The sequence below is a fragment of the Sulfitobacter sp. F26204 genome, assembly GCF_026410305.1.
In the GTDB taxonomy this organism is placed as follows: domain Bacteria; phylum Pseudomonadota; class Alphaproteobacteria; order Rhodobacterales; family Rhodobacteraceae; genus Sulfitobacter.
Genome location: NZ_JAPMLQ010000009.1, coordinates 41,276 through 62,645, shown reverse-complemented (window position 1 = coordinate 62,645; position 21,370 = coordinate 41,276). Strand labels below are relative to the sequence as shown.

Here is a 21,370-nt window from a genome sequence, read left to right as displayed (position 1 = left end):
ATACATCACTCTCATCAACTGGAGGACCATCCATGCCTGCCCAAACATCCATGCTTCATGTCCGTGTTGACGATCAGCTGAAAGCACAGGCTTCGGACGCACTTGCGGGCGTCGGTCTGACGCTCTCCGACGCGGTGCGTATTCTTTTGACCCGCGTAGCCGCAGAAGGCGGCTTGCCTGCCGGATTGACCGCTGATCCGGATGCCTATGACGCCTGGTTCAGGGCGAAGGTACAGGAAGCGCTGGACGATCCAAGGCCCACAACGCCCCATGCCAAGGCGATGCAAGACGCCCAGGCATTGATTGACGGGAAGCGCCTTGCCAAATCTTGAATGGAAAGCTACGGCCATAGCCGACTTGCTGGCAATCATTGACTACATCTCTGACGACAACCCGGATGCCGCCCAAGTTCTCAAAGACGAGATTGAACACAAGACGTCCCTCCTTCCAGAACGCCCTCAGATGTACCGCGCGGGCCGTGTGGACGGGACTAGGGAGATGGTTGTTCGGCCGAACTACATCGTGGTTTATGCTGAAAGCCCTGAGATGGTGACCATTTTGCGCGTTCTTCATGCTGCGCAGCAATGGCCATGATCGGGGTGCAGGCCCCCCGCTGAGAAATTGCCCGCTCTACGCCTTCAAAGTGTAGAGCGGGCTTTTTGTCCTTTGGAACTCAGACCCTGATCCAAAGGAATTCCCCATGTCCAAGCCTTTCTCAACGCTCTCCAATCCTGTTGAATCCGACGCTAACCTTACCTCTGCCCTCGCGCAGATCGGCGCGGAGGTCGACCACCAACCCCTGCGCAGTTCAGCGCTCGCGCGTATCATGCGCGAGACGTTCCATGGCAGCGATGCCGGCGGTGCCTGGGACTGGCGCATGGCATATGACCTGATGCAGGCTGCGGCTGTTCAGGTGCTGCTGCGTGGGGACGGCGCGGCAGGTGATATCGCCGCTGCAAAGCGGCTTGCCTCACGGCTGCTGACGGAAACGCGTCGGTCAGAGCAGCAGATCCGGCTGCAGCAGTTTTCCACGCCGCTGCCATTCGCGGCGCTGGTCTTGCGGGCGGCAGCCATTCGCAAGGGCGAGACCGTTCTGGAGCCCTCGGCGGGCACCGGTGCCCTCGCTGCTTTCGCTGCCCGGGCCAGTGCCACGCTTGTGCTCAATGAAATCGACCCCTTTCGCCAGCACCTCCTGCGCGCGGTTTTCGGTGGCGAGGTCACAGGCCATGACGGCGAGCATATCGATGATCTGCTGCAGACGCCGGTTCTACCCGACGTCGTGGTGATGAATCCGCCCTTCGCCTCCTCGGTCGATCGCTCTCGAGACAAGCATATCGCCGCCAAGCATCTCATCGCGGCTGCAAAGCGCCTGGCACCCTGCGGGCGGCTTGTGGCGATCATGCCGCCGGGATTCACGCCCGAATGCGATGCCGCGCATTGGTCACGCGCCTGCGGTCTCCTCACGCCGCGACTGGCGCTGACGATTCCGGGGCAAGTCTACCGCAAGCTTGGCACCTCTGTCGAAACCCAGCTCATGGTCTTCGACAAGGTGCAGGAGGATGGCGAGATGATCCGCGCCATTGTGTGCGATCTGGATGAAGCCCTTCCTTTTGTCGACGCCGTGGCCGCAACCCGGCCCGAGATGCGCCCCGCCCAACGGGCTGAAGCGATCCCTCATGCTCGACCGACCGTTCCATCATCTGCCCCGCGCAAGACCGCCGCTGCGCCTGTCGCCGCCTCCAAATCCCGGGCCAATGCCGTCCGTCCGCTCAGCTTCACAAGCTTTGAGACCCCGCGCGACAACACGCCCGTCTCAGACATCTATGCGCGCTACCACCCGCAGCGGATCGAGATCGCGGGTGCGCAGGAACATCCCACGCCGCTGGTCGAGAGCATCGCCATGGCCTCGGTCGCGCCGCCGGTGCCCTCAGGTGCCGCCAGTGCGGAATTGCGTCTGCCCGGACGGTTGATCGAGCAGGGACATCTCTCCGAGGCGCAGCTCGAGACGATCATCATGGCGCATGATGTCCATGGGCGTGACCTGCCGGGGCGGTTTACCATTGATGACGACCAGACCAAGCTGACGCGCGCAGATGATGACCCGGAAGCACGGGCCTATCGTCTCGGGTATTTCCTCGGGGACGGCACCGGCTGCGGCAAGGGGCGGGAATGCGCGGGGCTGATCCTTGTGAACTGGCTTGCCGGGCGCAGGAAGGCGATCTGGGTCTCCAAATCCGCCACGCTCATCGAGGATGCCATCCGCGACTGGACCGACCTCGGAGGCTCGCCCGCCGACATCCAGCCGCTCTCCAAATGGAAACCGGACCAGCCCATCCCGATGGGCGACGGTATCCTTTTTGTCACCTACGCCACGCTGCGCTCGGCGGGCAAATGCGGCACCACGCGGCTGAGCCAGATCCTCGACTGGATGGGCGAGGGGTTCGAGGGCGTGCTAGCCTTCGACGAGGCCCATGCCATGCAGAATGCGACCGGGTCCGAGCAGGGCAGGGGGGCTAAACCCTCCCAGCAGGGCCTCGCGGGCCTGCGGCTGCAACTTGCCGCCCCGTGCGCCCGCGTCTTCTACATCTCGGCCACGGGCGCCACGAGCGTGCACAACCTCGCCTATGCCGCGCGGCTGGGGCTCTGGGGGCAGGGCCCCGAATATCCCTTCCCGAGCCGCGAGAGCTTTGTCTCGGCGATGGAGGCAGGCGGCGTCGCTGCCATGGAGGTGGTCGCGCGCGATCTCAAGACGCTCGGCCTCTACACGGCCCGCGCCCTCAGCTTCGATGGCGTGGAATATGACGTGCTCGAACACGCGCTGACCGCGGCGCAGATCGAGATCTACGACGCATACGCGGGTGCGTTTCGGACGATCCACCACAATCTCGAGGTGGCGCTGACCGCCACCGGCGTCAATGACGCTTCGGGTGCGACCAACGCCTCGGCCGCACGCGCCTCGGCCAAGTCCCGCTTCGAGAGCACCAAGCAGCGCTTCTTCAATCATCTGCTGATGGGCATGAAGGCCCCGACCATCATCCGCGCCATCGAAGATGACCTCACGGCGGGCAACGCCTGCGTCATCCAGGTGGTCTCGACAGGCGAGAGCCTGCTGAAACGCCGGCTTGAGACGATGGACCCAGAGGATGAACTCGTCGAGGGTGCCTTGACGCCGCGTGACTATGTGCTGGGCTACCTCGAACAGGCCTTCCCAATCCATGCTCAAAAGCTCGTGGAGATCGACGGCAATATGGTGGTGGAACCTTTACGGGATGAGACCGGGGCGCTGGTTGTCTCCCGCGAAGCGCTTGCCCTGCGCGATGCGGCCATGATGGAGTTGATGACACTGGCCCCGATCCCTTCGGCGCTGGATCAGATCCTCTGGGCCTTTGGCGACGATGCCGTGGCCGAAGTGACAGGAAGGTCCATCCGACCCCTCAAGGCCGAGGATGGCCATCTCTTTATCGAAAAGCGCGCCGCCAGCAGTAATTCGTCAGAGACCCAAGCCTTTATGGATGGTGAGAAGGATATCCTGATCTTCTCCGATGCAGGCGGCACGGGCCGGTCCTATCATGCGGCGCAAACAGCGAAGAACCAGAAACGGCGGCGGCACTACCTGTTGGAGCCCGGCTGGCGCGCAGACGCGGCCATCCAGGGGCTCGGCCGCACGCATCGCTCGGCTCAGGTCAGCGCGCCCTTCTTCCGGGTCTGCACCTCGGATGTGCATGGCGAGAAGCGTTTCACCTCGACGATCGCCAAGCGCCTCGACCAGCTGGGGGCCTTGACCAAGGGTCAGCGCGAGACCGGCTCGCAAGGCATGTTCCGCGAGGAGGACAATCTCGAAAGCCCGATCGCGCGGGCCGCACTACGTGGGTATTTCGCCGATCTTGCCGCCGGGCGCGCTGAGGCGATGAGCTACGAGAGCTTCACCGACTGGACAGCCCTGCGGCTGATCGACAAGGACGGGGTGCTGCTCGAGGAGCTGCCGCCGATCCAGCGGTTTCTCAACCGGGTGCTTGCCCTGCCCATCCACATGCAGAACGCGCTCTTTGCCGAGTTCATGCGCCGGATTGCCGATCAGACTGAACGGGCGCGGGCGGCGGGCACGCTCGATCTCGGCGTGGAAACCCTACGCGGCGACAAGATAGAACAGGTCTCCACGGAAGATCTCTGGACCTGCCCGAAATCTGGCGCCGTGACGCGGATCATCGGACTTGAGGTGACGGACCCGGTCCACGTGCTGTCGGCGGATGACGCCCTGTCGCGCAACCCCGACAAGCTGCCGATGGTCAATCGCGCCTCGGGTCGCGCGGCGCTCATCTCGGCGCGGCCCATGCAGATGTATGACGAGGATATCGTCACCCTCATGCGCAAGGTGGTGCGGCCAAACGGGTCGAGCTATCTCGAAGAGGCGCGGTTCGAGTCCTCGGCTTGGGAAGAGATCGACAGGCCCGAGTTTGCGCGGATTTGGGATGCCGAGGCTGCGTCCCTGCCAAAAACCACCACGACCAAGCTCTACCTGCTGACCGGGCTGCTGCTGCCGATCTGGAAGGACATTCCGACCACCAATGAGCGCATCTATAGGGTCACGCCGGACGGGGCGACCGCCATGATCGGGCGTACGCTGAGCGAGGAAGGTGCGGCCGCGCTGCGCGCCCGCTTCCTCGTCTCCAACCCGCAAACGCCGCAGGAGATGTTGACCGCCGCCCTCGGCACCACGGCGCCGGTCGATCTCGGCCGGGGTCTCACCCTGACCCGTCGTCGTGTCGCAGGCGAGATGCGCCTTGAGTTGGGCGGTGCGGATCGGGGCATGATTGAAGGTCTCAAGGCCATGGGGTGTTTCACGGAGATCATCGCCTTCCAGTTGCGGGTGTTCCTGCCGCATGCGGACGGGATCGACACGGGCCGCATTCTGGCTCTGATCGTCGGGCAGGGAGCCGCTAGAGCGGCAGAACAAGCCGCCTGAAAAGTCAAAGCGAGCTTCCGGTCGGGCGGCGTGGATCGGGATCTTGGCGATCTGCGCTTTCCGGGCGCGGGCAGACCAATGCCACGCCCGGCCCCCCAAATTCAGACAAGAGGACAGACCCATGACCAATCCCCAGATCGACTATGCCGCAATGGCGGCTCAGTGGCGTGCAGAGCGCGAAACCACCTTGAAGGCATCTCGAGCGGAGCTGCTCGCGCAACTACGTGCGCTTGGCATCAGCGAGGTGACTGCCGAATACGAAGGCTATGGCGACTCCGGCAATGTCGAGGATGTGACGGTTCAGCCTGCAGAGGTCCGACTGCCGGAGGCGCTTGCCACAGAGATTGGCGATTTCGCCTGGTCGCTCGCCTATCACCATCACCCGGGGTTCGAAAATAACGAGGGCGGCTACGGCACGCTGACCTGGGACTTGCGCAACGACAGCATCACCCTCGATCACGCGGACCGCTATGTCGAATGTTCGCACAGCTATGTCGAGGGTCTTTGAGATGGCCCATCCGCTTCATCATGCTGAAAGCTCTGCCCGGAAATTCGGCGGGGTGCCGTCTGACTATCAGTCCATACATGACTGGTTCGATGCCTCGAAAGAGCCCCTCGCGCTCTTTACGCACCGAGCCATGCGCCACCACGCTCAAGGCCTGTTCGAGGCGGAACGGGTTTTCGGCCTGACTCTGACCAATAGCGCGGGTCGGGACATCCCCGTGCGCTGGATCGGCGAGCAGCATGTCCGTGAAGACTGCCAGGGCCGCATCCCGAGCATGGCGGACTGGCTGCGACGGATCCAGCCCGAGCCATGGATGGCCAATGGCCATATCGACCGGCATGTCGGCGATGAGCCCTGCGGCGACCCAAGGGTTGCCTGGGCATCTGAAGTCGCCGCCGGCAGAACGGTTCTTGGTCTGAAGGATTGGATGGCGGCGCACGCGACGCAAGCCACGCAAGGTGCCTGACAGGACCCGGCTTTTTGCCAATTGAATGCCGCACGGAAGCCCGGTTGGAAGATCGGGCTTCTTGCGTCGTTTCCCCACCATTCTACTTGAGGAGGATCACATGACACTCGATGACATCAAGGCGGCCGTCGATGCCGGCCAGACCGTGCACTGGGCCAATACCGGCTACGTTGTCCACAAGGACCGGCTCGGTCAGTACCTCATTACCTACGTGCCGAATGGTAGCTGCATCGGCCTGACCGACCGGGGTGGGCAAAGGTTGAACGGCAAAGAGACGGAGTTCTTCATCGCGCGATCGGAGGACGGCGCGGAAAATCCGGGCAGCCAATCAAGACCAGACGGGCAGGGGAGGGGCGTAGCACCCGGAGGCGTGGGGGCATTCCCACTCGGACGGCAGCTCTGACCCGTGGGCGGGGCTGAAAGGAAAGCAAGCTTTCTGATTTGTGATCCCTCAAGGGGTCGAGAAAGCAATCCCGGATGCGCTGGCAAGGACGTCAGACACCGGCCAATCCAAAAGGAACCATCCCATGTTCGCAGGAACCCTCACCCGCAATGTCGAGACCACAGCCGCTCAGTACACCGGCATGATCCACTCGACGCGCTTTGATATCGCTATCCAGTTGGAGGCGCGGGCCAAGATGTCCGAACGCAGCCCGGATTTTGACGTGACGGCAGTCAACAAATCAGGCCGCAAGGTGCGCATCGGCACGGCCTGGAACGAGACCGGCAACACCAGCGGCAACCCCTACATCTCGATGCAGATCGATGTCGGCCTCGGCCCGTTCCGGGTCAACGCGGTGCAGACGAAAGAGGCGCGTGCGGCCCAGAGCGGCGCGTTCGAGATCATCCCACTGGTCTCGAACGGCCTGATGAAATCTGGCTCGATCTCGGGCGAGCTCACCGCCATGGACGCTGACAACGCCTTCACCGGCTACATCGCCAACATGATGTTCGATCTGGAGTTTATGCTGATCGAGAACAGCTACAAATCCGAGGAGACCCACCCCGATTACCGCATCGAGGTCAGCTCGCCCCGGGGCGCACCGATCCGCGTCGGCTCGGCCTGGATGGCGAAAAGCAGCCGCACGGGCAATGACTACCTTTCGTTGCTGATCAACACGCCTGATGGCGACCTGCGCGTCAACGCCGTGCAGAACGAAGAACAGCGCGGCGGGCAGACCTTCTCGATCATCCCGTTCATCGACAGCGGTGAACAGCCGCAGGACGCAGGCGCGGGGCTGTCGCTGGTCGCATGATCGGACGACAAATCTCAACACTGGAGGGGCAAGGGGAACCGCGGGAACGCGGTTCCCCTTTTTTTGTTCGATCGACTGAAAGGATCCGCACATTCTGGAACCTGGCAAATATTTTCCGGCGGCCCAAGAACCGTTTCGTTGGCTCAAATGAGTGTCGGAGCTCAATGTTGTTGGTATTGGAATTGGAGGGCGCGACTTGCACTGGAACGTGCTTCTTCATATATTGGTGTTGCTCTAGGCAGGAGCATGGCACTCGCCGTTTCGAAGCTGCAGGCAGCACTGTCCCTAGAATTCATATCTTCCTTATCAGCTAGCATTCTGGCTTGAGGGACGATTGGCGAGTGGCGTTTCTATTTCAGGCCGGGAGATAGCTATGTTGATCGAAGATATCCATCCTACCACCCTTGCCGGGGTAAAACGGTTTGCCAAAGAGTTAAAGAAGTCGAAAGGCATCAAGCACTCTGACGCGCTGGAACTTGCTTCCAAATCTGCCAATTGTGAGAGTTTCCGTCATGCGCAGCGGACCCTCCCTATGACTAGGCCCGCGCTTTCAAAACCATACATACTCCTGACCATCTATTGGAGCGACAAAGAGCTCCGCCACCGATGCGGACGAGAAACTCTGCGGATTGATCTGTCGATGCCAATTTTGGATTTGTGCGAGAAAAGCGCACTAAGGTACGTGCGTGGCTTCGGCAATCTCAGAATGGTTGCCGGCGATCATTTCGTGTGTGACGACATCGCACCGAACCAAGAATATGCGCGAAGCAGGGTTTGTGCCGCAGAACGATCGCTTCGCTTCATGGAGCATACCGGGCTGCGACCATATCGAAACCGTACTGCATATCCCAAGATTCTGAATCGCGATAAACTTCCGAACATGGACCATTCGACGGATTGGATTGACCAAGCCAGCGGCCAGTTCGTCCTGGTTGATGAACCCTACGGAGGCGCGCCTGATGTTGAAGAGCGCGCAGCTTGGTCTGATCGCACAGGCTGGCGCATCGAAAAGACCGGTTGGCCAGGCATGTATAGCCCCTATGATTGCGATCTTTATGTCGGCGTGGACCAGAGGTCCGGCTACGATCTGGATACCCTCATAGGGAAGATCGACGCAATGCCAGTCCCCATGGTCAGCGGCAACTGGACCGGCGAGTCTGTATCCTCGTGGGAGACTTTTCTAAGTCCCATGGCTAAGACCCGTCAGGACGAGCGCCGTGCCAGATGCAAAGGAATGATCTATCCGTCACCAAGTAAGTCTACTGTGCCATATAACTATAACCCGGGATGCTCGCGCCGTCGTCCGACCGGGGAGCTTGGAGTAGACGGTCACATTGAAGCTGGACGTATAATCAAGGCTGCGATGCGTTCAGAGTTTTCGCGCTCGGTGGTCTACACGCGGATGAGTGCGCTTCGATCAGACCTCGAGGATTGGCTGGCTTTTGAAATTGGCCGGGGGCAACTTGAGGGGCCTGAGTTCTTCGACGTCTACTATCAGCGGACGGACGAGGATCAGTCTTTTCACGAGAAGCTTTCTTCAACCGAAGATGTTATTGCAGCCCTTCGTGGCCTGGAGGGGAAGCTAAAGCTGGCCTATCCAGATTGCGCGCCGCTTCGTAAACAGCTTCGGCGGGTCGAGATGTCGATTACACTCCTCGAAAAGGCGGGATGAGTGATGTCTTTTGGTTCAGAACACCGAGAGTTCCCGAAACAAAGGTCGCCGGGAGATTCCAACTAGCAACCCAGAACGATGAAACATAGTTTGGATTGGCATGGTAAACGTGCCAGTCCTTCCTGCACTTTGTATAAAGGTTCACATTGATCATGAATTACCCAGAAATTTGCCGGGAAGCCTTTGCTCTGGTCGACGATATCGGCAACGGAGCTTTCAACAACGAATTCAGTGAACGCGGCACGCTCGCGACAACAGTTGAAGTTGCGATGCCGGTTTTGGCAGTCTTTCGCGAACTGGTCCCCGATGATGCAAAATCCGTAGCGGAGGCTCGTTCACAGCTCGCCAAAATTGCCCAAGCGGAACAGGGCGTGTTTTCACACTACCCTGCTTTGGCCGCTTTCGCCCTAGGTGAGAGCATTGTCGTTCAATAACTTTCGCAAGGGGCTCCGCAAAAAGAGGACGACCGGCGTCACTCTGCCTAGACGTCCTCTTTTCCCTCTCGAATGCGGTTCAAGAGCTCTTTGTCTCTTGGATTGGCCCCACCCATGATCGCTTCTACTTGACGTAGGTGTTGCGAGGCACGCCTCACATCGCGCTGGATAAGCGCTTCGGTTTTTGTTTGCGACCGATCGTCGACAACCTCATGCCCCTCATGAATTGCCCACCCGATGAAGCCCTTTTCGAAACGTTCTTTTGTGGCACCACTCAGGCAAAGTTCTTGGGTTGGTTCACCCGTCCGAATCCTCAGAACCTGGAATGAACGATGAAATCCTCCCCGCCAATTTTCTTGTAACGGGTCCGATTTTTTCTGTCCTTTTGGCATGGGTGTGAGGGACACCTTTAGGAAGATATCTGGGTCGTCAATATTGATGAGCGCCAATGCCAGATCCAGAGACTCACCCAGTGTGCTATGCGTCCAGATATTGTGATCCATCAGGTAGTCGTCGCCTTCGTGTGTCCAATACCCACCGTCAGGTATCCAGAACATTGGTCGATCATCGAGCAAGTCCGGCGCTGAAAACTCCATAGGTTGCCAAATCTGCACCAGTGGCTGAGACAGTTTGAACCGGACACTATCAATATCCACGAACTGCTTTTGCCCAAGAAGTGGGACCGCAACGGATGCAAGGCGCAGCGCCAAATCGAGATCTGTTATGGATGGTGTTTCGCCTTCATCAAGCAGCACTTTCAACCCTTGAGATGCGAAGCCCTCATCGGGTGTGCGCCCATAAAACTCCGGAATCGACAGAACACAGTCAAATGGGCCAACCAGAATTCGAAGAGAACGACAATCGCCCTGTGCCAGTGTGGGGTAAAGATCGACGGAGTTCAGGTTTTGGATCGCGTTGTAGATGAGTTGCGCAACGATTGGCTCGAGATCGGATGCGTAGGCTTCGACCGCACTGATGGCTCCTCCACGGTTCAGGATCAGCTTTGCGTAGATAGAAGCCTCACTGTACCCGTTACCCTCGACGACACTAAGTTCCAAGCCGATGATTGGATCGCCAGAATGATGCATGCCGAATAGCGAGCGAATTTCTTCGGTCAAGTATGAAAGTTCAATGCCGTTCTTGGTGTACTTCACTTCCGCCAGACGAGCTGGAAGTTCTAAGGCCTTGCGGTTGACCGCTGGAATGAGACTGGTGTTGAAGTCTTCTGACTCGCGTTGATGCTGGGATTGTTTCGATTTCAGCGCTCCCCAATTTGAGCCTGGGCTGATAGCGGCAGCGAGATCGTTTAGGAGTGTCAGTTTTGTTGGGCGATTTTCACCGACCCACCTTTCCAAAATCCGGTCCACACCTTTTGACAGCCGGTCGAGTTCGACCGGAAGAATTTCGTCAGGTGGCACATTTGTGTTGATGTTCATTTTGCTCATTCCTCTGGCGTGCCTCCGAGTCCAGTTTAAGCCGTGGGCCCTATAGCAGGAGTCGGAAAGCGCGCAATTGATTGAGCAAACCGTGGAACTCTAAGAAGCTCGGCAAACCAAGATCCAATGGGCCCGGATCAGGTTCGCTGGGTTGATTCTCACCTGCTGCGCCGACCTGTTTCTCACAGCGCGCCAGCCCCAATAAAGCTACCTTCAAGATACATCGCCTGCGTTCAATAGGCAACCTCCAGAAATATCCAGAAATGCCTTCCGGCCTCCCCTGCTCGGCTTCGCGTGTCGCAGGTGAGAACGGCCCTTCGGTCCGTCGCGCATTCGGCCATGCGGCCTCACCGCGGCGTCGCACCCGGCATCCCGGTTTGCCCGCCTCGCGAGCACGTCCCTCCTCGGCCGCTCCGCCGGATTGCGCTCTGGTCTGTTTTGGCCCGAGGCCAAAACGATCCCGCCGCTTCATCCGTCTCCCGCGTCCGGTCGGGCCGTTTGCCTGCTCGGGTCGGGCAAACCTACCGTCTAAACACACACACATGAGTGCGGAAGCATATCCTCCGGATGGCCCCCAAATCAGCCCGCGTCAAGGATCGCAAAACTTTTCGGCGAGGACGGGGCCTGTGGCTTGGGGCGGTCCCGTGCGTGAGGGCGCGCATGTGTCAGTTGCTGCACGCGGAAAACTTTTGCGCCCGGCAAGCCGGCGGCTGCGCCGTCCCTGACCCGGACAGATTCGGAAACCAGGCATTCGGCCATGCCACCACACTCACGTGGTGGCCTTGGAACCGAACACTGGAGACCAGACATGGCTTACGACACTGCGAACACCTACGAGACCATCGAACTTTTCGGGCTGACCGAGAAGGACGCACAGCTCCCGATCCCGGAAGATCACATCCTGACCGACCGCATCATCCGCGAGAGCTTCGAGACCCTGCTCGGTCAGCTGCGCGGGACCGGGCTTGAAGCCGAAATCGAACCGCTGGCCCATGGGCTCGCGACGATCCTGCAGCGCCGCAAGGTGGCGCTCGGCAAGGAGGTCGACCGCACCGCCGACAAGATCGGCGCGCTGGCAAAATCCCATGACGGATCGGAGATCGCCGAGACCGCGCTCGAAGAGGCGCAGGCGCGCTTTTTGCAGCTGCGGGAGATCGTCGGCGCCATCGAGGTGATGAGCGAGGCGGCAGCGGAATGCTACGAGATCGAGACGGGTCACGCCTTCATCCCGGCAGCCGGGTCGCGCGCAGGCGTCAGGGCGCAAGAGACCGGGGCGGTTTTCGAGGCACGGCAGCTCCTGGAGCAGCACGACCGTGAAACCGCCGAGAAGTCGAAAGTCGAGGGCGTGCCCCTGATTGTCTCGGGCGCCACTGACTGGACCGATGTCGATGTCATCTTCAACACACTCGACAAGGTTCGAGAACGGATCAAGCAGAACCGCAACCAGGAGATCTTCCTCTGCCACAAGGGTGGCAAGCATGGGGCGGAGATGATTGCGGCCCGGTGGGCCCGGGCACGCGGGATAGCACAGGCGCGCTTCGATCCGCGCTGGTCCGCACACGGGCGGGCGGCACCGTTCAAGTGCAACGACGAAATGCTGGACGACAAGTTCGCGGCGACGGGGGTTGTTCTCTTCGGCGGCAACGGGGTCGCGCTGAACCTCGGGCAGAAGGCGGAAGCGAAAGGCCTGACGGTCATGCGGGTTGCTGACCCGGCGAAGAAGACTGCGCAGGATTGAAGAGAGGGGGTCGCGCTTGGCGCGGCCCTTTCGTCATGTCTCATGGCGCGTGCGATCTGTCATGCGCGATCGGCAGTCTGCGGCGGCCAGCACCGTTATCCCTCTACCCAGTCCGTCAGAGTGCGGCCCATCCGCATCGGTACGGGCTGGGGATGGTGCGCACCTCACGCACATCGTCAGCAGCGCAAGACACGAGGGGTCGAGACGTCGCACATGAGGCTGAAGACCTGCACGTCCCTCGGGGCGTGTTTCGGAACATCGCATCCACGCGGGCGGGCTCCGTCAGCACCCCGGCCAGGTTCGGCGGGACGCGGATGGTGGCGCCGGCGTGATGGCAGGGGTCATCCGGATCACTCCTTTTTGCTCATAGATGTGGATCGCACGGGGTCGGCCCAATCGTGCCCTCAGCTCACGCTTCGGCAAGCACAAATACGGCTTCCACGGCTGGCCGCGGACCCTCCGCATTTGCGCTTGCGACCGGGCCTCTTGCCCCCGTGCCGGGTGATCCCCATCGCAACAAGGAGTAGCCCAAATGACCAACCACTACGTCGCCACCGTCCCCGTCAAGTTCACCGACACCGATGGTCAGGAGCGCACCCGCTTCCAACGCGTGGGCGCCATGTTCCGCAACACCCGCAACGGGGATGGCTCGGAGTTCTTCAGCCTCAAGCTCGACTTCCCGGTCGCGGTCTCGGAGCTGGTGATGTTCCCGCCGAGCGCGAAGGATCCCCAGGACTGAATCCTCTTATGAGGATGGGCCGCCCCAGGACGATCTTGGGGCGGCCTGATCCCCGTTCCAGGGATGCCGGTCGCTGCGCATTCAACGGAAGCACTACTCCCCGGAATGATCAGGCCGCGACAGACCGGCCAGTCAGCCTCAAGGGGGCCATCCACAAAAACCTATCGGCCAGGGCCTCCCGGTTTTTGCGGCAGAGATTTGGCAAGCCAAATCTGGCCCTCCTTGACCCTGCCTGTCCGACCTGTCGGAGGGGTTTGCGCCCGCCCGCGGTTCGGTCCGAACACATGCGTGCTCGGCCAGACCCTCGGGCGGGGCTGGGGAAGGGGACCCATTGGACAGGTGGGGTTCTTGATGGCGAGGGGACAGGCCCGCGTCCCTGCGGGCCGCGGGGGAAGCGGACACCAAGGCTGCCTGAGACTGAATGCAACGTAAGTATATTATTGACAGCTAGGTATATTATCGTAAGGTGGGGGCAGCCTTGGTGGAAGGTGGCAGGAAATAGGGGGTCTTTCTTCGCATGTCGCGTTCAAAACGTCTCACCGATGCGGACCGCATGGAGATCGTTCGCGAGGCTGCGGAAGGTGTGACCACATCGGCCCTTGCTGAGCGGTTCGGCGTGTCGCCGCGAGCGATCCAGTACACGCTCAAAGCTGATGCCGAGCGCCAGGTGGATGCCGCGATCCCGGTCTCGGCGGTCAGTGTGAAGGTCACGGCTGCGGAGCTTGAGGCGCTCGACGAGGTGCTGGCGAAGGCCGGCATCGAGAGCCGTGCCGAGGGGCTGCGGCGGCTCATCCAGGCAGCCGTCGGGGTGTTCGTTCCGGACGCGCAGACGGCAGCTGAAATGGCGCGATACAGGGCCTCTTTGCACGAGGTTGGCAATGGGGTCGCACAGATCGCCAAGCAGATGACGCGGGCCAACCGGATGGGGCAGGGGGCTGATGGTGGCACGCGTGCCGAGTTCTCCGAATTGCGCCTCGCGCAGATGCGCGGGCTGGCGCGGTTCATCCTGGATTCCGCGGACGAGATCGATCTGCTTCTGCGCCGCCGTCGCGACGCGATGCAGCTGCAGGCCACGGCCGCGCTGAGGGAGTTTGCGCATGCGGCTGAATGATGCCGTCCATGCCGTCACGGGCGAGGTCTTTCGGGATGGCTGGAGCCGCGTCCGGGGCTCAATGCAGGGGCTGCACGTGGCCAAGCAGACCCAGCTTGTGCGCGCGGCAGCGGGGCATCGGCCAGCGGTCTTCAAGGCGATCCGGGGCGGGGGCACGCATACCAAATCGCAGCTCGCCAATCAGCTCGAGTACCTCACCACCAAGTCCACCCATATCGTGGACAGTAGCGGGTTCCTGGATGGCAAGGCGAAGCTCGAGGCGGGCGACATCAAGGACCTGACCGAGCGCTTCGCCAAGCGGTGGGATGCAGGCTTCAAACCCAAGCTGGGCCAGACCACACACATGCTCATGTCCTTCCCCATCGGCACGCGGGGTGAGGATGTGCGCGACATCGCGACGGATGTGGCCGAGCGGTTCTTCCAGCGTGACGCGGGGCATTTCGACTACATCATCGCGGTGCATGAAGACCGCGATCACCCGCATGCGCATCTGGTGCTGAACCGCCGCTCGCAAGAAGGCGAGTTCTTTTTCCTCGGGCGCAACCATCGCTTCAACTATGACGATTTCCGCCTCGCCATGGTCGAGGAGGCGGAGAAGTACGGTCTGCGCCTGGAGGCCACGCGCCGGGTGGATCGCGGGGTTGTGCATTACCCGGCCCCCACCCGCGAAGTTTATGCCGCGAAGGAAGAGGGGCGCGCACCCCGCGAGCGAGAACGCGTAGGGCAGGACCTGACGCGGACGCTGGCGGAGATCGCCAATACCAGAACTGTCTACCACTCGCTTGCCGCAGAGGCCTCCCGGGAAGCCCGGGAAGACATCGCCGCAGCCCTCTTCCGCGCGGGCGAGGTGCTGGCGCGTGGCGGGCAGGTGGACCGAACAGGAGATGTGTACATGGCCGAGGATCAAAGTTTCGAGGATCTGAGAAGCCTCTATGCGGAAAAGCTCGCGCGGGTGCAGGGCATGATCGCCGAGAAGGCGGACGCGGAACGCCCCCTACTGGAAAAACGCCTCATCGAGATCCAGACGCAGGTCCAGCACATGCAGCCGCTCGGTTTGCGTTCGAGCACGTTGTCTGAGGCTCCGTCGGAAGGCGGGATCTATTCCGAGGCCAATATCGACGCCAGCCGGCTAGACAGTCTGGCCGAGCCGGACTTGCGGTCGCGCATTGACGCGGCCCTGCGCGGCACGGGGATCAGCACATCGGAAGTGGTGGCCCGGATCGAGACGGGCGCCTCAAATGCAGCGCTCGAACATCAATGGATCGCCGATGATCTCTCGAAGGTGGCCGAGGCGTGCGATCTGAACCTCGAACGCCGCGCCGACCAGGAACAGGCGCGCGACAGTCTCAACGATGTGCATGTCGAACTTGGGACGCTGCTGGAACGGGAGAACGTGCTGCGCCGGGATGGTGTTATGGAAGCGGAAGCGGTCAGCGAGCGGTTCCATTATCACGAGGACGCGGTTCGGGCGATGGAAGGGACAATCCGTCAGGAGATGCGCGCCGAGGGTCTGACAACGCAGCAGATCGAGGACCGGGAGTGGGAGGTGGCCTCCAAGGCGGAGCGCCGGATCGAAACAGAGCAGCGCGCATATCTCGAGGCACATCCGGAGCTGCTCGCACGCCCAACCGATGTGATCGACCGGTCTAAGCCCTACAGGGAGACCATCACCGATGCGGCCCGCGCCAGCGAGATCACTCGCGAGGTCGACCGGATCATGAAGGGACGCGACCTCCGTACGCCCGTTGCAGATGCCGTCACGGATGACTTGCGCGCGCGCTATCCGGACATGCCGTCCCACCTCGCCCGCGGGCTCGGTGCGACCTATGCCGCCGTCATCGAGATACGGGACACGGAGGCCATCAATCAGGTCCGCCGCGACAACGAGTTGCGCGAGGGGCTCGGGTCTGCCAAGCGCGACGACCTCCTCGCAGCCCGCGGTGAAACTGCGCCGCAGTCTGACCGTGCCGACCGCCTTGCAGAGGAGATTGCGCGTGTTCTGGACCATGAGCGCGCGGGGGAGTTGTCCGCGCCCTTCGAGACCGAGGCGGAGCGGGACGCCTTCCGCGAGGAGATCGCGCGGGTGCTGGATGACCGCCAATTGGGCCGCCTCACATCCGGCGATGCGAATGCGTTGGAGAGGGTTCTCGAGGATCGCCTCGACCGGCTCTATGTCGCCAAGGTCTATCTGCAGTCCGATGCCGCGACGGCCAACACGGAGGCCTTGCGCCAGGTGGTCGATGAACTGGCCGATGCTGAGTATGAAAAACACCGCGCGACAGACGTGGATGGCGAGACCGAGCGGGGTCAGGTCCATTGAGCGCCTCCATGGGAAAAGCGCGGATCGCAACAGGGGTCTTGCTGGTGACGCTGGTGACCGGGGCCATGGGCTATACCATCGCCTCGGCGGTGCTGACCTACCAGGATCTCGGGTTCGGGGCCGAGATCGACTTTGCCTATATCGCGCAAAACTATCTGGCGATCCTCGATCGCCGTCCCGAGGACGCCCAACTTATTCACCTGATCATCGGCAGCTTCGCCGCCGTCGGTCTGATGCTGAGCCTCGCCCTCTCGGGGTCCGCCCTGACACGCTTTGGCCAGACCCATTGGCAGAGTGCGCGCGAGATGAAGGCCAATGGGTTCTTCGGGGCGCCCGGGACCGGGTTCATCCTCGGCAAGCTGGGACCGCCGGGCTCCCGCGCCAACTACATCTGCTCGAAGGTTTTCCCCCATGCTCTGATCGTGGCGCCCACGGGCCGTGGCAAGACCACGGGCTTTGTCATTCCGAACCTGCTGACTTGGCAAGGCTCCGCCGTGACGCTCGATGTGAAGGGGGAGTGTTTCGAGGCCACGGCCCGGCACCGCGCAGCGCAGGGCGACAAGGTCTATCGCTTTGCCCCCACCGATTGGGAGGGCAAGCGGACGCATCGCTACAACCCGCTCCTGCGCATCTTTGAGCTGAAAGATCCTGCGCGCCAGCAGATGGAATTGCAGCTCCTGGCGACGCTGTTCCTGCAGAGTGACAACGACCGGGTGCAGGGCCTCCTCAAGGGCGGGATCGATCTCTTCGTGGCGGCAGGGCTCTTGGCGTTCCAGCGCAAGCGTCCGACCCTGGGCGAGATCTACCGCATCGCGGCGTCGGGTGGGAACAAGCAGAAGGAGTATTTCGCGCGCGGCCATGAGGTCGACAACAGGGCGGCCAAGCTGATCTTCACGCGGCTTGCCTCGACCAACAACGACACGCTGACCTCTTACGTCTCGCTCCTGATGACCTCAGGGCTCGATCAATGGCAGAACCCGGCCATCGATGAAGCGACGGCGGTGTCGGATTTTGATTTCCGGACGATCCGGAGAAAGCCCTTTTCGGTCTACCTCGTGGTCCAGCCGCTGATGGTGAAACCCCTCGCGCCGTTGATCCGTCTCTTCTTCTCGGACCTTCTCTCCGCCATGCAGGAGAAGGACCCCGGGCCGGATGAGCCGTGGCCGGTGATGATCATGCTCGATGAGTTCAATCGTTTGGGCAAAATGCCCATCGTGGTCGAGAGCATCGAGACCCTGCGAACCTATCGCGGCCATTTGGCCGTGGTCACCCAAACCATCCCCGCTCTCGATGAAATCTACGGCGAGAACACCCGCCGCTCCCTGCAGGGCAATGCGGGCGTGAAGCTCTACCTCACGCCGTCAGACGAAAAAACCGTCGAGGAGCTGAGCAAGGCGGTCGGCAAGACCACGAAGACCGTGGTCACGCGGTCCCAGTCCATCGGCAAGAACCCCTTTGAAGGGCGCAGCCAATCCACACGGACCGAAGAAAGTTCGTTATTGCCTGAGGATGAGGCGCGCCGCTTGCCGCTCGACGAGATCGTCATGGTGATCGATGCCCAGATGCCTGTCCGGGCGAAGCGGATCCAGTACTTCGACGACCGGCTGTTCAAGGCAATCCACGCGGCGCAGACGGGCGAGTTGCCATTTCCGGAGCTGGGGGGAGGGGGATCGCAAGACGCGCTGCCGCTGAGCATGCGCGCCATGCCGATGACACCGCCACCGGACGGCCCCTGTGGTTTTGAAACTGATGTGGAGCGGGCACGCGAGAGCGTTGACGGTCAACCGTCAGGGCAATCTGATGTTGTTCCAAAGAAGACCGCGCATGTCGTTCGAGCCGTTATCGCCGAGGAACAGCGCCAGATGGAGATGGATTTTGGGGGACAGCTTGCGGATGCCGAGACAGTGGGGGTGGATGATGAGGCGCAGATGCGCTCTGCAGTCGATGGGTTAGAAGAAATGGAAGCGATGCTGCAGGAGGAGGGTGGCAAAAAGCCAATTCATCGGTAGGGCGGTGGGCATGGTCTGAAGGTCATAGAGGGCGGGATGCTAACGCTCAGTGTACGTGCGAAAACATCCGTTTGCGAGTAAGAAAATGGAAGCTCGAGACACGTCATTGGCCAACAATCGAGTTCGGCAGAGCCATGGCTAGGGGGTTCAGCATTGTGCCAGATGATATTGACTTACGGCTGCCCGCAGGCACCAATCACGAGTGAGCGCCAATCCATCGGCGCTTGAGCCGAAGGATATTGAAGCTGGACACAAGGGTTCGAGTTTTCTTGATTTGATGGATTTGAAAAATGAATACAGTACCAAAACCAAAATTTTCCGTGTCCGCCCGATATCTCGGACCCGTCTTCACTCTCGATGGAGAGTTGACGAAGAGCAATCAAAACCTGGTTTTCGCGCGAAACGGTATCGGCAAGTCCTTCCTGTCGCGCGCCTTCCGGTATCTTGATCTGTACGGCCAGCAGGAAGATGTGTCAGGCGCCGCTCTCAACCTTGTTTCTGACGAATCCACCGATGGCTCCGGCTCGTTTGCGTTTTCTCGCGGTACGACGGCAATGGGAACTCTCGACCTTCAAAAGGCTGGAGATGCGGTCACAGCAACGGTCAATGACACAATCTTCCACGTGTTCTCCGAGGATTTCGTGCAAGAAGAGTTGCGGGAACGAAAATACGAACTGGATGGCGAGATTGAAAACCAGATCGCCGTCGATAGCGAAAACATCAAGCTCGATGATGCGAAGAAGGTGCTGGAAGAAGCAAGGGCGAAGGCTTCCGAGGCATACAATACGCTTGACGGCAAATTTACCGCCGCGAAAGAATCCGAGCTGCACGAGAAGGCAGGCATCAACAAACAACTGAAAGAGTACAAGGCTCTTTCTCTGGAAAAGCTTCTGGAGACCTTTCAAGAGAAGCCAGAAGCGCCGAAGCAATCTCTCACCGACATCATCAGGGACCTCGATAGCCTCAAGGCAATACCTGCAGAACCTGCCTATCCTGGGCAAATTGAACCCATTGCAACCAATGATGTCGATCTCGACGCCCTTGCTGTTTCGCTTGAGCGCCCGACCTCCCCATCAAGTGTCTCCGACGCAATCAAGAAGAAGATCGATGCGCATCACGGCTTTTACGAGGAAGGCGCAAAGATCATTCGAGATGAGCACCGGACCGTATGCCCCTTCTGCGAACAGGGTATCACGGACCCTGATCCTAAGGCGGTGATTGATGCCTACATTGAATATTTTGAAGACGAAGAAGAGAAACACAAAGCGGAATTGAGGGACTTCTTTCGAAAGCTCAGACAAAAGGAAGCGCAGCTGGATCCGACGGCAACCCAGCTTGCAAGGCAGAAGTCCCGCTATGACGCGCTTAAGCGTCATGTGCCATCGAAAAAGGATACAGAAGTCAGCGACGGCGCGGATGCGCTGAAGAGCGTGCGGGAAGCGATCACGGCTATAAAGTCAGTGATCGAACAGAAGGCCTCAGCACTTGGAACCGCGGCTGCGCTTCCTGCCGAGAACCTGTCCGCTTGTATCGCGGCGATCAACAAGGCCATCGGCGAGAACAACGAGAAAGCGGAAGCGCTGAATTTAGCTGTCGAGAAAGCTGATGAAGAGCGCAAGATTCTACAACGCAAGGCCTGCGCGGTGTTTGAGCGCGAATTCGCTATCGGCAATTGGCCCGACATCGAAAACCTGCGGGGACTTCATGCCGATGTTGTCTTGAAGCAGAACGCTTTAGGTGAGCTGGAAAAGGCAAGTCCGTCGGCACAAGCACGGGATCGTGTTGCCGAGACCTTTGAATTGCTCCTGAAAGAGTTCTTCGCCGACAAATACGTTTTCGACAAGACCAGGTTTGTGCTGAAGCGCGGCCAACAGGAAATGGCTCGTGGGCCGCATCGGACGTTGAGTGACGGCGAGAAGACAGCAATTTCTTTCTGCTATTTCATTGCATGCACGCACAAGAAGGTAGCAACAGGTAGTGATTATAAGAAGCTGTTTCTCGTCTTTGACGATCCGATTACGTCAATGTCTTATGATTTTGTTTTCGCAATTGCGCAAACTCTCAAGAACCTGAACATTTCGGATCAGGGTGAGATTTCGATAAATCCAGGAAAGATTGATGGCAAAAAGTGCTGGAGGCCGGAATTACTCTTGCTCACCCACAGCAGCTATTTCTTCAATATCTCGCTTACGAACCGTGTGGTCGATGATAATGCAGCGTTTGTACTTCACACCGACGGCAAGAGCCACAGTCTTGCACGCCTGAACAAGTACATCGCCCCCTTCCAGGAGCAATTGGTGGACATCCACGAGGTGGCGAACGGCAAAGACCCTGATCATAGGACCGCAAATTCAGTCCGCTCGGTGCTGGAGGCAATTGGCCGCTTCTGCAGGCCGGACAAGTCCGACAGCCTGACAGATTTCGTCAAGCATCTTGCGGGCGAGGAGGGCATGACTCTCAAGAGTGTCCTGATCAACTCCCTATGCCACGGTACCTACTATGACGAGGCGCCGCCGCCTGATGATCTGGTTCTCGCCTGCAGGGAAACATTGGTTGTTGTGGAGCGCTATGCGGTCGGCCAACTGGAGCTTATCAAGAAAGCTGCGCGCGCATAAAGTTGCGAAAGCAATCAGTCAGCCGGCGATTGTTGTCGTCCTGTTTATCGCGCACTCAGGTCGGGACGAGCGCCTGTAATCATGCCGCCTAAATGTATGGCACGAA

16 protein-coding genes are annotated in these 21,370 nt (G+C 60.3%); 15 read left to right on the top strand and 1 reads right to left on the bottom strand.

Features of this window, described 5'->3' with window-relative positions:
- Positions 1 to 32 precede the first annotated feature (32 nt).
- The 9 genes from OS190_RS17670 (at position 33) to OS190_RS17630 (ending at position 9,296) form a co-directional block, all read left to right on the top strand.
- Positions 33 to 332, top strand: a complete 300-nt coding sequence (locus tag OS190_RS17670) for a type II toxin-antitoxin system RelB/DinJ family antitoxin (protein WP_044353023.1) — start codon at positions 33 to 35, stop codon at positions 330 to 332.
- A complete protein-coding gene (locus OS190_RS17665; RefSeq protein ID WP_071974127.1) occupies positions 319 to 594 on the top strand; it encodes a type II toxin-antitoxin system RelE/ParE family toxin in 276 nt (91 codons plus the stop codon). Before OS190_RS17670 ends, OS190_RS17665 begins: the two co-directional genes overlap by 14 nt.
- 106 nt (positions 595 to 700) lie before the next feature.
- Positions 701 to 4,963, top strand: a complete 4,263-nt coding sequence (locus tag OS190_RS17660) for a strawberry notch-like NTP hydrolase domain-containing protein (protein WP_267160039.1) — start codon at positions 701 to 703, stop codon at positions 4,961 to 4,963.
- A 121-nt stretch (positions 4,964 to 5,084) separates the two neighbouring features.
- Positions 5,085 to 5,471 carry a DUF6878 family protein gene (locus OS190_RS17655; RefSeq protein WP_164193108.1) on the top strand — a complete coding sequence of 129 codons (387 nt, stop codon included), beginning with the start codon at positions 5,085 to 5,087 and terminating at the stop codon, positions 5,469 to 5,471.
- 1 nt (position 5,472) lies between these two features.
- The gene (locus OS190_RS17650) at positions 5,473 to 5,934 is read left to right on the top strand and encodes a DUF6915 family protein (protein WP_267160038.1); all 462 of its coding nucleotides are present in this window, start codon (positions 5,473 to 5,475) and stop codon (positions 5,932 to 5,934) included.
- Positions 5,935 to 6,034: 100 nt separating this feature from the next.
- Positions 6,035 to 6,337, top strand: coding sequence for a hypothetical protein (locus OS190_RS17645; protein WP_150282770.1), 303 nt, complete (start codon positions 6,035 to 6,037; stop codon positions 6,335 to 6,337).
- A gap of 124 nt (positions 6,338 to 6,461) precedes the next feature.
- Positions 6,462 to 7,190, top strand: a complete 729-nt coding sequence (locus tag OS190_RS17640) for a DUF736 family protein (RefSeq protein ID WP_267160037.1) — start codon at positions 6,462 to 6,464, stop codon at positions 7,188 to 7,190.
- A 373-nt stretch (positions 7,191 to 7,563) separates the two neighbouring features.
- Positions 7,564 to 8,862: a DUF5623 domain-containing protein gene (locus OS190_RS17635; protein ID WP_267160036.1), complete on the top strand. Its 1,299-nt coding sequence runs from the start codon at positions 7,564 to 7,566 to the stop codon at positions 8,860 to 8,862.
- A 152-nt stretch (positions 8,863 to 9,014) separates the two neighbouring features.
- Entirely contained in the window at positions 9,015 to 9,296 is a 282-nt protein-coding gene (locus OS190_RS17630; protein WP_267160035.1) for a hypothetical protein, read from the top strand.
- Between the two features lie 47 nt (positions 9,297 to 9,343).
- Here the strand turns inward: OS190_RS17630 and OS190_RS17625 are convergent, their stop codons facing one another.
- Positions 9,344 to 10,732 carry a hypothetical protein gene (locus OS190_RS17625; protein WP_267160034.1) on the bottom strand — a complete coding sequence of 463 codons (1,389 nt, stop codon included), beginning with the start codon at positions 10,730 to 10,732 and terminating at the stop codon, positions 9,344 to 9,346.
- A gap of 808 nt (positions 10,733 to 11,540) precedes the next feature.
- Between OS190_RS17625 and OS190_RS17620 the strand changes: the two genes are divergently transcribed.
- The 6 genes from OS190_RS17620 to OS190_RS17595 all read left to right on the top strand — a co-directional run bounded on the left by OS190_RS17620 (position 11,541) and on the right by OS190_RS17595 (position 21,264).
- Positions 11,541 to 12,470, top strand: a complete 930-nt coding sequence (locus OS190_RS17620) for a DUF2493 domain-containing protein (RefSeq protein WP_267160033.1) — start codon at positions 11,541 to 11,543, stop codon at positions 12,468 to 12,470.
- A gap of 532 nt (positions 12,471 to 13,002) precedes the next feature.
- Positions 13,003 to 13,209, top strand: coding sequence for a hypothetical protein (locus OS190_RS17615; protein WP_007120662.1), 207 nt, complete (start codon positions 13,003 to 13,005; stop codon positions 13,207 to 13,209).
- A 517-nt stretch (positions 13,210 to 13,726) separates the two neighbouring features.
- Positions 13,727 to 14,320 (top strand): helix-turn-helix domain-containing protein, encoded by a 594-nt coding sequence (locus OS190_RS17610; RefSeq protein WP_267160032.1) that lies wholly within the window; start codon positions 13,727 to 13,729, stop codon positions 14,318 to 14,320.
- A complete protein-coding gene (locus tag OS190_RS17605) occupies positions 14,307 to 16,640 on the top strand; it encodes a relaxase/mobilization nuclease domain-containing protein (protein ID WP_267160031.1) in 2,334 nt (777 codons plus the stop codon). Before OS190_RS17610 ends, OS190_RS17605 begins: the two co-directional genes overlap by 14 nt.
- Before the next feature lie 8 nt (positions 16,641 to 16,648).
- Positions 16,649 to 18,649 carry a type IV secretory system conjugative DNA transfer family protein gene (locus OS190_RS17600; RefSeq protein WP_267160030.1) on the top strand — a complete coding sequence of 667 codons (2,001 nt, stop codon included), beginning with the start codon at positions 16,649 to 16,651 and terminating at the stop codon, positions 18,647 to 18,649.
- 290 nt (positions 18,650 to 18,939) lie between these two features.
- A complete protein-coding gene (locus OS190_RS17595; protein ID WP_267160029.1) occupies positions 18,940 to 21,264 on the top strand; it encodes an AAA family ATPase in 2,325 nt (774 codons plus the stop codon).
- Positions 21,265 to 21,370: the final 106 nt, after the last annotated feature.